Annotated in this window: 13 protein-coding genes and 1 riboswitch; of the genes, 2 read left to right on the top strand and 11 right to left on the bottom strand. The window is 61.1% G+C overall.

The features are described from left to right. Positions 1-12: 12 nt before the first annotated feature. Both G5315_RS10985 and gbpA read left to right on the top strand, forming a co-directional pair. Positions 13-1,695, top strand: coding sequence for a methyl-accepting chemotaxis protein (locus tag G5315_RS10985; RefSeq protein WP_216952126.1), 1,683 nt, complete (start codon positions 13-15; stop codon positions 1,693-1,695). 265 nt (positions 1,696-1,960) lie between these two features. Next, positions 1,961-2,046: riboswitch (cyclic di-GMP riboswitch) on the top strand. Between the two features lie 65 nt (positions 2,047-2,111). Then, the gene (gene gbpA, locus G5315_RS10980) at positions 2,112-3,533 is read left to right on the top strand and encodes an N-acetylglucosamine-binding protein GbpA (RefSeq protein ID WP_421333036.1); all 1,422 of its coding nucleotides are present in this window, start codon (positions 2,112-2,114) and stop codon (positions 3,531-3,533) included. Between the two features lie 150 nt (positions 3,534-3,683). Here the strand turns inward: gbpA and G5315_RS10975 are convergent, their stop codons facing one another. The 11 genes from G5315_RS10975 to G5315_RS10925 form a co-directional block, all read right to left on the bottom strand. Continuing rightward, positions 3,684-4,520 carry a transporter substrate-binding domain-containing protein gene (locus G5315_RS10975; RefSeq protein WP_040067363.1) on the bottom strand — a complete coding sequence of 279 codons (837 nt, stop codon included), beginning with the start codon at positions 4,518-4,520 and terminating at the stop codon, positions 3,684-3,686. Continuing rightward, positions 4,517-5,278 carry an amino acid ABC transporter ATP-binding protein gene (locus G5315_RS10970; RefSeq protein ID WP_040067361.1) on the bottom strand — a complete coding sequence of 254 codons (762 nt, stop codon included), beginning with the start codon at positions 5,276-5,278 and terminating at the stop codon, positions 4,517-4,519. Before G5315_RS10970 ends, G5315_RS10975 begins: the two co-directional genes overlap by 4 nt. Beyond that, a complete protein-coding gene (locus tag G5315_RS10965) occupies positions 5,275-5,937 on the bottom strand; it encodes an amino acid ABC transporter permease (RefSeq protein WP_159142968.1) in 663 nt (220 codons plus the stop codon). The genes G5315_RS10970 and G5315_RS10965 overlap by 4 nt, the downstream gene beginning before the upstream one ends. Positions 5,938-6,029: 92 nt before the next feature. After that, positions 6,030-6,695: an amino acid ABC transporter permease gene (locus G5315_RS10960; protein ID WP_043850026.1), complete on the bottom strand. Its 666-nt coding sequence runs from the start codon at positions 6,693-6,695 to the stop codon at positions 6,030-6,032. Then, on the bottom strand, positions 6,692-7,903 hold the full coding sequence (locus G5315_RS10955) for a threonine synthase (protein WP_421333035.1): 1,212 nt from the start codon (positions 7,901-7,903) through the stop codon (positions 6,692-6,694). The genes G5315_RS10960 and G5315_RS10955 overlap by 4 nt, the downstream gene beginning before the upstream one ends. 194 nt (positions 7,904-8,097) lie before the next feature. After that, the gene (cbl, locus tag G5315_RS10950; protein ID WP_159157696.1) at positions 8,098-9,045 is read right to left on the bottom strand and encodes an HTH-type transcriptional regulator Cbl; all 948 of its coding nucleotides are present in this window, start codon (positions 9,043-9,045) and stop codon (positions 8,098-8,100) included. 122 nt (positions 9,046-9,167) lie between these two features. Next, positions 9,168-10,235 carry a sulfate/molybdate ABC transporter ATP-binding protein gene (locus G5315_RS10945; protein ID WP_058058577.1) on the bottom strand — a complete coding sequence of 356 codons (1,068 nt, stop codon included), beginning with the start codon at positions 10,233-10,235 and terminating at the stop codon, positions 9,168-9,170. Between the two features lie 22 nt (positions 10,236-10,257). Next, positions 10,258-11,148 carry a sulfate ABC transporter permease subunit CysW gene (gene cysW / locus G5315_RS10940; protein ID WP_201986186.1) on the bottom strand — a complete coding sequence of 297 codons (891 nt, stop codon included), beginning with the start codon at positions 11,146-11,148 and terminating at the stop codon, positions 10,258-10,260. Further along, the gene (gene cysT / locus G5315_RS10935; protein ID WP_257691843.1) at positions 11,145-11,984 is read right to left on the bottom strand and encodes a sulfate ABC transporter permease subunit CysT; all 840 of its coding nucleotides are present in this window, start codon (positions 11,982-11,984) and stop codon (positions 11,145-11,147) included. The genes cysW and cysT overlap by 4 nt, the downstream gene beginning before the upstream one ends. 271 nt (positions 11,985-12,255) lie before the next feature. Continuing rightward, a complete protein-coding gene (locus G5315_RS10930; RefSeq protein WP_139747033.1) occupies positions 12,256-12,831 on the bottom strand; it encodes an RBBP9/YdeN family alpha/beta hydrolase in 576 nt (191 codons plus the stop codon). A 56-nt stretch (positions 12,832-12,887) separates the two neighbouring features. After that, positions 12,888-13,889: a sulfate ABC transporter substrate-binding protein gene (locus tag G5315_RS10925; RefSeq protein ID WP_421333034.1), complete on the bottom strand. Its 1,002-nt coding sequence runs from the start codon at positions 13,887-13,889 to the stop codon at positions 12,888-12,890. Between the last annotated feature and the right edge of the window lie 166 nt (positions 13,890-14,055).

The raw sequence follows: 14,055 nt of genomic DNA, 5'->3' as shown, positions 1-14,055 counted from the left end.
GAGGGTTTCGTCATGTTCAAGCTCGGTGATATCACCGTGAGCCGCAAATTGTTTTTGCTGCTCACGTTGGCGTTTGTCGGTTTTGTCTCGCTGCTGTTCATCTCGGCCAACGCGCTCCAGCGCAATCTGATGAGTGAGCGAGAGGCGCGGCTCAATGCGGTATTAAGCCAGGCCATGAGCCAGATCCAGTTTCTGGCCAGCACCCTGCCTATGGAGCAGGCGCAGCAAGAGGCACGCAAGCTGCTGACCAATATGCGCTTTGACGACAACAACTATCTGTTCGTGATCAATGAGAACCGCCAGATGCTGGTGCACCCCATCCGGCCGGAGCTGGTCGGCCAGACCATGGGGGAAGGAACAGGTGCCACCGCCGGGCAGTTCTGGCTGCAGATGGTCGATATTGCCAAGGGAGGCAAACAGGGCACCCTGCAATATGTCTGGAGCGGCCCATCGGGCGAAACTGCTGACAAGCTCTCCATGGTGTCAGGCTATCAACCCTGGGGCTGGATCCTCGGTTCCGGCATGCTGCTGCAGGATATCCAGCAGACCATCTGGGCCCAGTACATGAAGATGGGTAGCGCCACCGCCATTGTGACCCTGCTGATGGGGCTGCTGGGCTGGCGCATCACCCGCTCCATCGTCTCCCCCCTCAACCAGATCAACAACGCCATGCAACGGGTCGCCCAGGGGGATCTGGTGGTGAGCATCCCGGTACATGGCAAGGATGAGCTGGGCATGGTCGCCCGCTGTACCAATCAGAGTCTCGATGCCATTCGTCACGCCCTGCTGGAGGCCAGTCTGGGTGCCCGCAACGTGGCCGATGCAGCCCTGCGCATCGCCGCCTCCGCCGAGCAAACCAATCAGGCGGTGAGCAGCCAGCGGGATCAGCTGGCCCAGCTCGCCACAGCCATGAACGAGATGAGCGCCACCATCTCCGATGTGGCCGGGCATGCCGAAAATACCGCGCGGGATACCCAGGAAGCGACCGGAGAAGCTGGCCTCGGCAACCGTGACGTTCACGCCAGTGTGCACGGCATCAAGGCGCTGGCTACCGAGGTGGAGCAGGCCACCCTGCAGGTCAACCAGCTCAAAGAGGGGGTGATGCAGATCGGTGAAGTGACCGCCGTCATCAGCTCCATCTCGGATCAGACCAATCTGCTGGCTCTCAACGCCGCCATAGAGGCCGCCCGTGCTGGCGAGCAGGGGCGTGGCTTTGCCGTAGTCGCCGATGAAGTGCGCCAGCTGGCCAGTCGTACCCGCCAGTCCACCGAAGAGATCCAGAGCACCATCGCCCAGTTGCAGCAACGGGCCGTCACTGCTGCCAATGCCATGGATGCCAGCCGAAAACTGGCCGAAAGCAGCGTCAACCAGTCACAACAAGCGGGTCAGGATCTCACTCTGATCGTCAACCATATCCAGCATGTGAGCGACATGGCGACCCAGATCGCTACCGCCGCCGAACAGCAGAGCATGGTGGCCGAGGATATGAATCGCAACGTCAGCGGCATCAACGACTCGGCGCTCGAGATGTCCCAGTCCGCCTCGCAACTGGCGCAGGAGAGCGAACTGCTGGCCGGTCTCTCCCGCAGCCTGGATGAGCGGCTTGCGGTGTTCAAACTGGGCAAGGAGTCCAGCAAGACTCCTATGATGCCAACTCTACATCACTCCAATAGCGAGCAGCGCGCCCGCCATTGATGGCGTCAATCCGTGTCGCCTTGTCACTCGACCTGCCAGCTCGGCTGGCAGGTTTTTTTAAGCCGAAAAACGCGCAGCAAGCATGCATCTTATCGGCATATTCAACGGCATTCGACGCCATTCATAAACAAGAGAACAATTTAAAAACAGCCAGTTAGAACGTTTTTTGTGCCACCGGATTATGCATTTAAACATTCAACTTCAAATAATTAATCAATGCGGTGCACAATGCTGATGGCCGAACATTTGGCCCATCACTAACCATCTAGTCATTTGGCAAACTGACCGAAAGGTCGGGACGCAAAGCCTCCGGTCTACAGACGTTTTGTCCAGGATAGCGGGGTTGCCACACGCAAGTGTGCATCGGGGAACTCCCTGGCCAACTGACTGCCCACATCTATCGAACAGAGGAATGTATGGCAGCAAAAATCCAACTCAATCACATCGCGGCGGTGCTGGCCCTGCTGGCCAGCGGCAGCGCCCTGGCTCATGGCTACATCAGCCAGCCCGAGAGCCGCAACTACCTGTGCAAAACCGGCGGCAACAGCCAGTGTGGAGGCGTACAGTGGGAACCCCAGAGCGTGGAGGGGCCATCAGGCTTCCCGCAAACCGGCCCGCAGGATGGTCAAATCGCCTCGGCGGGCAGCCCGCGCTGGAGCGAGCTGAACATCCAGACCAGCGACCGCTGGACCAAGCGTGAAATACAGCCCGGCCCCTTCGCCATCAGCTGGACCTTCACCGCCAACCACGTCACCCGCAACTGGCGCTACTACCTCACCAAGCAGGACTGGAACCCCAATCAACCGCTCACTCGCGACTCGTTCGACCTGACCCCCTTCTGCGTCATCGACGGCAACATGGTGCAGCCGCCCAAGCAGGTGACCCATAACTGTGTCCTGCCGGAGCGAACCGGTTATCAGGTGATCCTCGGCGTGTGGGAAGTGGGCGACACCAGCAACAGCTTCTACAACATCATCGATGCCAAGTTCAAAGATGGTAGCCAGCCGCCGCTGGAGTGGAGCCAGGCCGGCACCATCTACCCCTCCATCGACCTCGCGGTGGGTGACAAGGCGATGACCCGAGTATTCGATGCCAACGGCGAGCGCCCCGATCTGCAGACCGTGCTGACCATCACCAATGCCGAGCAGGGCCAGAAGAACAACTGGGCCCATGCCCTCGCCGGCAAGCTCAACGCCGAGCAGAGCCTGATCCGCGCCGGTCAGCAAGGAGCCGATGGCCAGTTCAATCCGATCTACGGCATGAACCCCGTCTATCTGCATCGAGACAGCAAACTGGATCGAGTCGAGATTGACCTGCAACAGCAGCAACCGCCGTTGGTGGACAGCATCAGCGTCAGCGGTCTGGCCAGCGACTATGTGCTGGACAACGGCAAGGCAACCCTCGATTTCACCGTCACCGCACAGGGCGATCTGGCCGTCACCAACACCCTCTATGACCACGGCGGCGTCGCCAAGGGTGAAAGCAGCGCTGACATCAAGGACAGCAGCCACACCTTCACCATGGCGCTGGAAGGGCTCAAGGCCGGTCACCACCAGCTGGTGATCAAGGCCACCCCGAAAGCGGGTGGCGAGACCATCCAGCAGACCATGGACCTGATGTTCAAGGAGCAGAGCAGCGGCGAATACGACTTCGTCTTCCCGAACTCGCTCAAATCCTATGCCGCTGGCACCAAGGTGCAGCAGCCGAAAAATGGCAAGGTCTATCAGTGCAAGCCCTTCCCCTACAGCGGCTACTGCCAGCAGTGGACCACCACCGCCACCCAGTACGAGCCAGGCATCGGCTCCCACTGGCAGATGGCGTGGGATGAAGTGCACTAACCCACGCTTGGCCACATAAAAAAGGGCGTCCTCTCTAGCAGGGGACGCCCGGAAAAATCAAACCTTGCGGTTTGCATACCAACAGAACCAAGACCTCACTCTTCACTTACTTCACACACTCAACACACTCTTCAAAACAGGGTTTGTCCATTAACCCTGCCATTTTCCTCCTTCGACAATCACATCATTCGGATCGGTATCAGGGCTCAGCTTGTCACGCACATACTGGTCATAGAGTTTCAGCAGGTACTTCTCCTCACCCAGCTTGGCGAGACGGTCGTTGACCCAGTCACGCAGCTCGATATTGCCCTTCTTCACCGCCGGGGCGATGGGATCTTCCGAGCCCAGTTTTTCGGGCAGTACCCGATATCCCGGATTCTCCTTGGCCCAGCTGAACAGCACTAGGTTGTCCTGGGCATAGGCGTCGCCACGACCCTGCGCCAGCGCCTGCAGGGATTCAGTATTCTTCTCGAACTTGAGCACCTTCCACTCCGGGTGGTTACGGGTCAGCCAGATGTCAGCCGTGGTGCCGGTGGTCACGATCAGGGTCTTGCTGGCCAGATCGTCGAGCTTCTTGGCCGGACTCCCTTCCGGCACCAGCACCTGTACCGCCACTCGCAGGTTCGGGTTGGTGAAATCCACCACCTCGCGCCGCTCCGGGGTCACCGTCATATTGGCGAGGATCAGATCCACCTTGTCGCTCTGCAGGAAGGGGATGCGACTGGCTGGCTCCACCGCCACGAACTCGATCTTGTTCTCGTCCCCCAGCAGATCCTTGGCGAAGCGGCGGCCGAGATCAGTGTCAAAACCGACGTAGTTGCCCTTCTCGTCCACGTAGCCAAACGGCGGCTTATCGGTGAATACGCCGACGATGAGCTTGTCCCGCGCCTTGATCTTGTCGAGAGAACCGTCCGCCGCATGGGCAGCGCCGCTGGCGATACCCAGTCCCAATAAGGCACTAAGCAGAACCGAAGTGATTTTTTTCATGCTGACTCCTTTCGTTTGATGACATTTGTATAAGAAAACTTGGCGAGGAACTGGCGCGCACGCTGGCTCCTGGGATTGTCGAAAAATTGGTGGGGCGCGGCCTGCTCCAGAATGTGGCCACCATCCATGAAGACGATGCGATCCGCCACCGCCCGGGCGAAGGCCAGCTCGTGGGTGACGATAAGCAGGGTCATGCCGCTGCCGGCGAGATCGCGGATCACCTCCAGCACCTCCTGCACCATCTCGGGATCCAGCGCAGCGGTTACCTCGTCAAACAGCATCACCTGCGGGTTCATGCACAGCGCCCGCACGATGGCGATACGCTGCTGCTGACCACCGGAGAGCTGGCGCGGATAGTCATGGCGCCGCTCCCACAGGCCGATGCGGGTCAGCAGCTGCTCGGCTTGCAGCAGCGCCTCTGCCCGCTCCCGCTTTTGCACCTGCAGGGGGCCAAGCAGCACGTTTTCCAGCACCGTCAGGTTGGGGAAGAGGTGATAGCTCTGGAACACCATGCCGATCCGCTGGCGCACCCGCTGCCAGTCGGTAGCGCCGTCCAGCAACACACCATCGAAGCGGATCTCGCCCCCCTGAATGGGCTCGAGCCCGTTGAGAGTGCGCAGCAAGGTGCTCTTGCCACAACCACTTGGCCCCAGGATGACGATCACCTCCCCGGCGCGCACGCTGAGGCTGATCCGATCGAGCACCAGATTCGGGCCGAACTGTTTACTGACAGAACCGAGTTCAAGCAGAGGTGTCATACCGCATTACCCCATTGTTGCTCCAGCCGGCGCGAGGCGAGCGAGAGCGGATAGCAGACCAGAAAAAAGAACAGAAACAGCAGACCGTAAATAAGCAGCGAGCCATAGGTGCGCTCGATGATCTGCTGGCCCACCTTGATCACCTCCACCACCCCGATCAGCACCGCCAGCGAACTGGTCTTGATGATGCGGGTGTAGATGTTGATGGTCGGCGGTGTCAGCCGCTGCAACGCCTGCGGCAGCAACACATGGCGATAGAGCTGCCAGGTCGAGAGCCCGAGCGCCAACCCGGCCTCCTGCTGACCACGGGCGAGGGAGTTGAGGCCACCGCGCACCACCTCTCCCACCTCGCTGGCGCCCCAGAGGGCGAGTACCAGCACGGCGCACCAGAAGGCCGGAATATCGAGGCCGAAAAAGATCGGCAACCCGAAGAAAAAGAGATAGAGCCACACCAGCACCGGCACTACCCGAAACAGCTCGAGATAAAGCCGCAGCAGACCCCGCACCAACCGGCCGCCCTGTTGTGCCAACACGCCGTAAGCGATACCGCCGAGGGTGGCAAACAGGATGGCCAGCAGCGAGATGGCGAGGGTCTGGCCTGCGCCCACCGCCAGCAGTGGCAACGCCTGCGTCAGCTGCTCAGTAACGGAGTTGACCATATTGAGTCCTCCTTTCCTGCGCCTCGGTGGCGAATGACTGCGGCAGCTGGAAGATAAGTGCCCACATCGGGATCCTCGCCTGCATTAGCGATTCAGTGACCGAACTGACCATGTTGCAGCCTCCTTTCAACGACGCGCAGAGCGAGGGAGAGCGGCAGAAAGATCAGCACGCACATCAAGGTCAGTACCGCCAGCATCTCGTAGGTCTTGTAGTAGAGGGCGATGTAATTCTTGGTGGTGTAGAGCAGCTCTGGCACCGCCACCGCCGAAGCCACAGTTGTCTCTTTGAGCAGAAAGATGAAGTTGGCAAACAGCGCCGGCAGGCTGGCGAGCCAGGCCTGGGGCAACTGCACGTGGCGCAGCAGTTGCCAGCGGGAGAGGCCGATAGCCCTGCCAGCCTCCAGCTGACTGGCGGGCACCGCCTGAATGCCCGCCCGCAGCGCCTCGGTCAGATAACCACCGCCGAGGAAGGTCATGGCAATCACCGCGGTAGTAAACCCGGAGAGCGACAAGCCGAGCGCAGGCAGCCCGAAATAGAGGAAGAAGAGCTGGATCAGCAGCGGCGTGTTGCGGGCCAGCTCGACATATCCGCGGATCAGGGCGCTGAGCGGCCGCTTGTGCAGGCTCAGCAGGGCGACGTTGAGCAAGGCGACCGCCAGCGAAGTGAGGATCACTATGGTTCCCAGCTGCAAGGTGACCCAGACCGCCTTGCCGAAGGCGGGCAGCGTTGTGACGATAAAGGGCAGATCCAGATTCATGCCGGGATCCTCCCGTCACGCTGCAGACGCTGGGGCAGCACAGTGATCGCATCCGGGTACTTGATGCCGGTACCGGTATTGAGCACCACGACCTGCTCTCCCCCACGGATCCAGCCAGCCTCGCGCAGTTGACGAGCAGCAGCAAACGCAGCGGCCCCCTCAGGGCAGACAAAACGGCCCTCGCGAGAGGCAAGCTGGCGGATCTCGCTCTGGATGGCCTTGTCATCCACCGCGATGCCGCAACCCTCGGTGCGATAAAGGGCGTCCAGCACCAGAAAATCCCCCAGCGCCTTGGGTACATTGATGCCGAACGCCAGCGTTTGGGAGTCGGGCCAGAAGCTCGATTCGGTGGCTCTCTGTTGCCACGCCTCTACGATGGGCGCGCAGCCACTCGCCTGTACCGCGACCAGTCTGGGCAACGCGCCCTTGACCCAGCCCAGCTCCTGCAGCTCGCGCAGCGCCTTGTAGATACCGATGAGGCCGACCCCGCCACCGGTCGGATAGATGATCACATCCGGCAGGGTCCAGCCCAGCTGTTCGGCAATCTCCAGCCCCATGGTCTTCTTGCCCTCAATCCGGTAGGGCTCCTTCAGGGTTGAGGCGTCAAACAGGGATTGCTCCGCCACCGCCTGCGCCACCTGACGACCGGCATCGCTGATCAGGCCATCCACCAGATAGAGGCGGGAACCGGCGAGGGAGGTCTCCAGTCGGGTGATGGCGGGAGCTGCCTGCGGCATAACGATGGTGCTGCGCAGTCCGGCACGGGCACCGTAGAGCGCCCATGCAGCCCCTGCGTTGCCGTTGGTCGGCATGGCGAAGTGAGTGACGCCGAGTTCACGCGCGCGGGAGATGCCCACCGCTGCACCACGAGCCTTGAAGGAGCCGGTGGGGATGACGCTCTCATCCTTCATCCAGAGATCCGGAATACCGATCTGCTTGCCCAGCGTAGGCAGCCGTAGCAGTGGGGTGAATCCCTCCCCCAGCGTCACAACGTGGGCGGGATCCCGTACCGGCAGCAACTCGTGATAACGCCACAGGCTGGCCGGGCGCCCCAGCAATGCCGCCGGGTGCCATGCTCGCTTCAGCGCATCGAGATCGTAGCTGGCCAGCAGTGGCGCACCTGCCCGGCTCAGTTGCCAGGGCTGGTCAGCCTCATGGATCTCGCCACTCTTGCTGCAACGCAGATGTGATAGGTAGCTATACGGCATGCTTTATCCTGAATGGATCGACTTTGGTCAGTCACTTATTCCATCCTGCAACCCAAGTACCTGATAACAAACAAAATTAACTGGCAAACCTAAGTGAAAAAATTCATATGAAGCCGTCTGTTTTCGCTGGCAATCTCATCTGCCAGCAATAAGGAAGGGGAGCCATTGGCTCCCCTTCTGTCGTCTCTTCCGATTCAAATCTGGAAGTCGAGGGCGGGCTCGCTGCCCATGGCGCGGGCCTGAATATCCGCCAGCGCCAGCTCGGGGTTGCAGAGCTGGATAAACTGCCAGGCAAAATTGTGCTGGAACTGCCCCTGCTTGAGGCCAATCCAGGCGGTGTGGGGGGCAAACAGATGGCTGCCATCAAGCTGCACCAGCCCCTGATCGCGCTGGGTGTCGAACGCCATATCGGCCAGTATGCCGACCCCCATCTCCAGCTCGACATAGGTCTTGATGACATCGGAGTCCTGCGCCGTCAGCAGGATCTGCGGCTCGATGCCAGCCGCAGCAAACGCCTCATCCACCCGCACCCGCCCGGTCAACCCGGCTTGATAGGTGACGATGGGCCAGTTGGCCAGCGCCGCCAGCGTCAGATCCCGCTCGCCAGTAAGCGGATGTTGCTCAGGCACCACGATATTGTGGTGCCAGCGGTAGTAGGGGAATGCCACCACCCCTTCGCTCTTGTCGAGCTGCTCGCTGCTGATGCCGATATCCACCTCGCCGGTCTGCACCAGCCGCACTATCTCCTCCGGGCTGCCCTGACGCAGCTCCAGCTGTACCAGCGGGAACTGCTCGCGAAACGCCTTCACCACCCGCGGCAAGGCATAGCGCGCCTGGGTATGGGTGGTCGCCACCAGCAAACGGCCCGAGTCGCGGTTGGCAAAGGTGCTGGCCAGTTTGCGGATGTTGTTGGCGTCATTGAGAATGCGCTCGGCAATCACCAGCAGCTCCTTGCCAGGCTCGGTCATACCGAGCAGCCGCTTACCGTAGCGGATAAAGAGCTCGATACCGAGCTCCTCTTCCAGCTCGCGGATATGGCGACTCACCCCGGATTGCGAGGTAAAAAGGGCATTGGCCACCTCGGTCAGGTTGTAATCCCGCCGCGCTGCCTCCCGGATAATGCGTAACTGCTGAAAATTCACCTTGTCGCCTCCTGCGAAGAGTGGGCGACACAATCTGCTCGCCCCTCTCATTTTTGTTATTTGGCCGGATCATGCCCGGCTGACAGCCTGAACCGGGCGGCCATGCCACCCGCAACAAAACATCAAATCTGGTAATCGGGATAGAACTGCGCCTGTCTGGCCACCAGCCGCACCCCCTGTCCCGGAGCAAACTGCTTGGCCGCCTCCTTGCTCAGCTCCGCCTCATAGTGGGCCCCTTTGGTTTCGCCATCGCCACGCAGCTCCACCCGAATGCGTGGCCCCATGGGCAGCAGACGGGTGATGGTGGCACGGATCCCGCCCGGCGCATCGGCTGGCAGAATCTCCAGTTCATGGGGACGGACATAGGCGATGGCGGCACTGCCGTGGGCCAGATGAGAAGCCGACGGCCCGCCGAGCAGCTGCTCGCCGACACCGAATCCCTGCTCCGCCACCCGACCGCGGAACTGGTTCACGCTGCCAAGGAAGCTGTGGACGAAGGAGCTGGCGGGCTGGTCATAGACCTCGGCCGGGGTGCCAATCTGCTCGACCCGTCCGGCGTTCATCAGCACCACCCGATCTGCTACCTCCAGCGCCTCCTCCTGATCGTGGGTGACGAACAGGCTGGTGACGTGCAGCTCGTCGTGCAGCTCGCGCAGCCAGCGGCGCAGCTCCTTGCGCACCTGCGCATCGAGGGCGCCGAAGGGCTCGTCCAAGAGCAGTACCTTGGGCTGCACCGCCAGCGCGCGGGCCAGCGCGACCCGCTGACGCTGACCGCCCGAGAGCTGGGTCGGATAGCGCTCGGCCACGTGGCTGAGCTGCACCAGATCCAGCAGCTCTTTGACCCGGGCACGAATGGCCGCCTCGGCCGGGCGTTCACTGCGCGGTTTGACCCTAAGGCCAAACGCCACGTTCTCGAACACCGTCATGTGGCGAAACAGGGCGTAGTGCTGGAACACGAAGCCGACGTTACGCTCGCGCACATGGAGATCCGAGGCATCCTCACCGCGGATGATGACGCTGCCACTGTCGGCCTGCTCCAGCCCGGCGATGATCCGCAGCAGGGTAGTCTTGCCGCAACCGGAGGGGCCGAGCAGCGCCACCAGCTCACCGTCGTGAAAGTCGAGGTTGATGTCTGCCAGCGCCGCGTACTGATTGAAATGCTTGTTGAGTTGTTGAACCTGAATGCTCATGGCTGCCTCTTTAAAACAGTGATCAGTGAGATTTGGTGGGCTGGGCACGCAGCCGGGCCAACAGGGTTTCACCTAGCAGGGTGAAGATCCCGAACAGAGCCAAGAGGCTTGCCACTGCAAAGGCGGCGCCGGTCTGGTACTCGTTGTAGAGGATCTCGATATGCAGCGGCAGGGTATTGGTCTGGCCGCGAATATGGCCGGAAACCACCGACACCGCGCCAAACTCCCCGACCGCGCGGGCGGTACAGAGCAGCAGGCCGTACATCAGGCTCCAACGAATGCCGGGCAGGGTGACGCGCCAGAACATCTGCAGACCGCTCGCCCCCAGCATGATGGCCGCCTCCTCCTCTTCCGGGCCGCGCGCCTCCATCTGGGGCAGCAGCTCGCGCACTACGAAGGGCACGGTAATGAAGGTGGTGGCCAGGATGATCCCCGGGGTGGCGAAGATGATCTTGATGTCATGTTCGCTCAACCAGTCACCAAACCAGCCGCGGCTGCCGAACATCAACACCAGCATCAGACCGGCGATCACCGGCGACACCGAGAAGGGCAGATCGATGATGGTGATGAGCAGCTGCCGACCGGGGAAGCGGAAGCGGGCGATGGCCCAGGCCGCAGCAATCCCGAACAGCAGATTGAGTGGAACCGCACAGAGGGTCACCAACGCGGTGAGACCGAGGGCGCTCAGGGCATCCGGCTCGCTGATGGCGTGCCAGAAGAAGGCGAGCCCCGGCGTCAGCGCCTGAATAAAGACGGTGGCCAACGGCAGCAGCAACAGGGCGGCAAACCAGCCGAGACCCACCGTGATGAGCAGCCATTTGACCCACTGGGGCTCGCGGATCACGGTCGGAGCCTTGCGCACGGGAGCAACCTCCACAGAGGCCGCCTCAATGGCGATAGCAGATGAACTCATATCCGGCTCCCTCCGATGCGAGACCAGCTCCAGGCCTGCAACTTGTTGATTAGCAGTAACAAAATGAATGAGATCAGCAGCATCACCACTGCGATGGCGGAGGCACCGGCGTAGTCATACTCCTCCAGGTGGCTCATGATCATCAGCGGCGCGATTTCCGAGACCATCGGCAGGTTGCCGGCGATGAAGATGACGGAGCCGTACTCCCCCACCCCGCGGGCAAACGCCAGCGCAAAACCGGTCAGCAGGGCAGGCACCAGGGTGGGCCAGAGCACTCGCAGAAAGGTCTGCCAGCGATCAGCGCCGAGGCTGGCGGCGGCCTCCTCCTGCTCGCTCTCAGCCTCCCGCAGCACCGGCTGCAGGGTACGCACCACAAACGGCAATCCGATAAAGGTGAGTGCGATGACCACCCCGATAGGGTTGTAGGCGAGCTGGATGCCGAGCGGCGCCAGCAACTGGCCGATCCAGCCGTTGGGGGCGAAGATGGCGCACAGGGCGATGCCGGAAACGGCGGTCGGCATGGCAAATGGCAGGTCGATCAGCGCATCCACCAGACGACGACCGGGGAAGGTGTAGCGCACCAGGATCCAGGCCAGGATCAGGCCAAACAGGCTGTTGAGCAGCGCCGCGACAAAGGCCGCACCGAAGCTCAGGCGAAAGGAGGCGAGCACCCGGGGTGAACCGATCACCTGCCAGAACTCGGCGGCGGTCAGGTTGTTGATCGCAAACAGTACCAGGGCCGAGAGCGGCAACAGCACCAGCAGGCCCAGATAGAGCAGGCTGAACCCCAAGGTGGGGCCAAAACCGGGCAGGACAGAATAAGAACCAAATCGCATAACACATCCATCTGTTATGAAGAATTTTCGATATGGTGATTCTGCTCACTCCCCTCATCGGCAACAAACACCATTTGCGACTTTGCTAATTACTTTTTTATCTAACAACGGTGGGACAAGGCTTTTAGAGCGATCCAAATAAAAAAAGGTCTTTTATATAAATAAAAGACCTAAGAAATGGAGCAATACGGAGCGGAGCATTCAAAGAACGGGGGCATGGAGTAGCCAGCGAACAGCGCGCCCGACAACCCTCCAACCACTTCACAGATACCTAGCGAAAGCCCAATACGACCGGCCGGGTCGATGCGGTCTTGACCGGTGCGACTACCAGCTCACCACGGCGGTAGAGTGCCCCCAGCAAATGCAGCCCCTGATGCCAGTCCCCATGACCTGACTGGGCATTGATATGGCCCGCCTCACCGGCATCGAACAGCGGCACCTGCCATTGACGGCTCCAGTATTCGGCCCGTTCAAAGCTCATCCAGGGATCATTGCGGCTGGCCACCAGCTGGGCCGACACCTGCAGCGGCCCGGCCAAGGCCTCATCCGCAATGCCAAAACGGGCGGGATCGGCGGGCGCCACCAGAAAGATCGAGGCCACCTTCTCCGGCTGCAAGCGGGCCGCCGCGATGGCGGTCAGGGCGCCGAAGGAGTGAGCCACCAGATGGACCCGGCTGCGGCGACGTTTCAGCTTGCTCGCCAGCTTGGCACTCCAGACCCTGAGGTCCGGCTTGTCCCACGGTAGCCCGGTCATCCGCTGCCATTGGGGAAAATGATCGTGCCAGCGGCTCTGCCAGTGATCCGGCCCACTGTTGTGCAGACCGGGAACCAGGAGGATCTTGTTCATCTTGGTGCTCCTATCGGCTGGCACAGGGGCCAGTTCAGTGATGGATAACGAAGCTATCAACGACCCGGCTGATAGATCTGGTCAAACAGACCGCCCTGGGCGAAGTGTTTCTTCTGGGCTTTCTCCCAATCCCCTTCCAGATCCTTGACGGTAAAGAAGGCAAGCTGCGGGAACTGGGTTGCCGTCTCCTTCAGGATCGCCGGGTTGCTGGGGCGATAGTGATGTTTGGCGACGATATGCTGCCCCTCGTCAGAGTAGAGATAATCGAGATAGGCCTTGGCCACCGCTTCGGTACCGTGCTTCCTGGCCACCTTGTCCACCACCGCGACCGGCGGCTCCGCCAGAATGGAGACCGAAGGCACCACCAGCTCGAACTTGTCGCTGGCACCCGCCTGACCAAGCACCAGCAGGGCTTCGTTCTCCCACGCCAGCAGCACGTCACCGAGACCACGCTCGGTAAAGCTGGTGGTGGCACCGCGAGCGCCTGAGTCCAGCACCTTCACGTTCTTGAATAGATCGCCAACAAACTGCTTGGCCCCCTCTTCACTGCCGCTCTTCTTCAGGGCATAGCCCCAGGCGGCCAGATAGTTCCAGCGTGCCCCGCCAGAGGTCTTGGGGTTGGGAGTCACGATGGCGACATCCTTGCGCACCAGATCATCCCAATCCTTGATCTGCTTGGGATTGCCCTTGCGCACCAGGAAGACAATGGTGGAGGTATAGGGCGAGGCGTTGTTGCCGAGGCGACTCTGCCAGTCGGCAGCGGTCAGCCCCTCCTTGGCGATGGCGTTGACATCGTAGGCCAGCGCCAGCGATACCACGTCGGCCTCCAGTCCATCCACCACAGCGCGGGCCTGCTTGCCGGAGCCACCGTGAGACTGGCTCACCACCACGTCGTCGCCGGTTTTGGCCTTCCACTCCTTGGCAAAGGCGGCGTTGTACTCCTGAAACAGCTCGCGGGTCGGATCGTAAGAGACGTTGAGCAGGCGGATCTCGGCGGCATTGGCCTGACCAAATGCCAGCAGAGAGAGCAGGGTCAGGGCGGTCATTCGCAGTTTCATGGTGATTCTCCATATCTTGTTGGGTTGAGAACAGCATGCCGTGGAGTTGTTATGCCCAGAAGAAAGAAATAACTCTTTGCTTATCTCTTTTTCTCATATCAACTCAGCCACCCGCACCGGGAGCCGGACGCAGACTCTGTGAGCCATGCCCCTCTGGCCCCTTGCT

Origin of the sequence: Aeromonas sp. 603607, from assembly GCF_049171595.1 — a bacterium.
Classification (GTDB): domain Bacteria; phylum Pseudomonadota; class Gammaproteobacteria; order Enterobacterales; family Aeromonadaceae; genus Aeromonas; species Aeromonas veronii.
The sequence above is the reverse complement of the archived record's forward strand: the minus strand, read 5'-3'. Positions and strand labels throughout refer to the sequence as shown.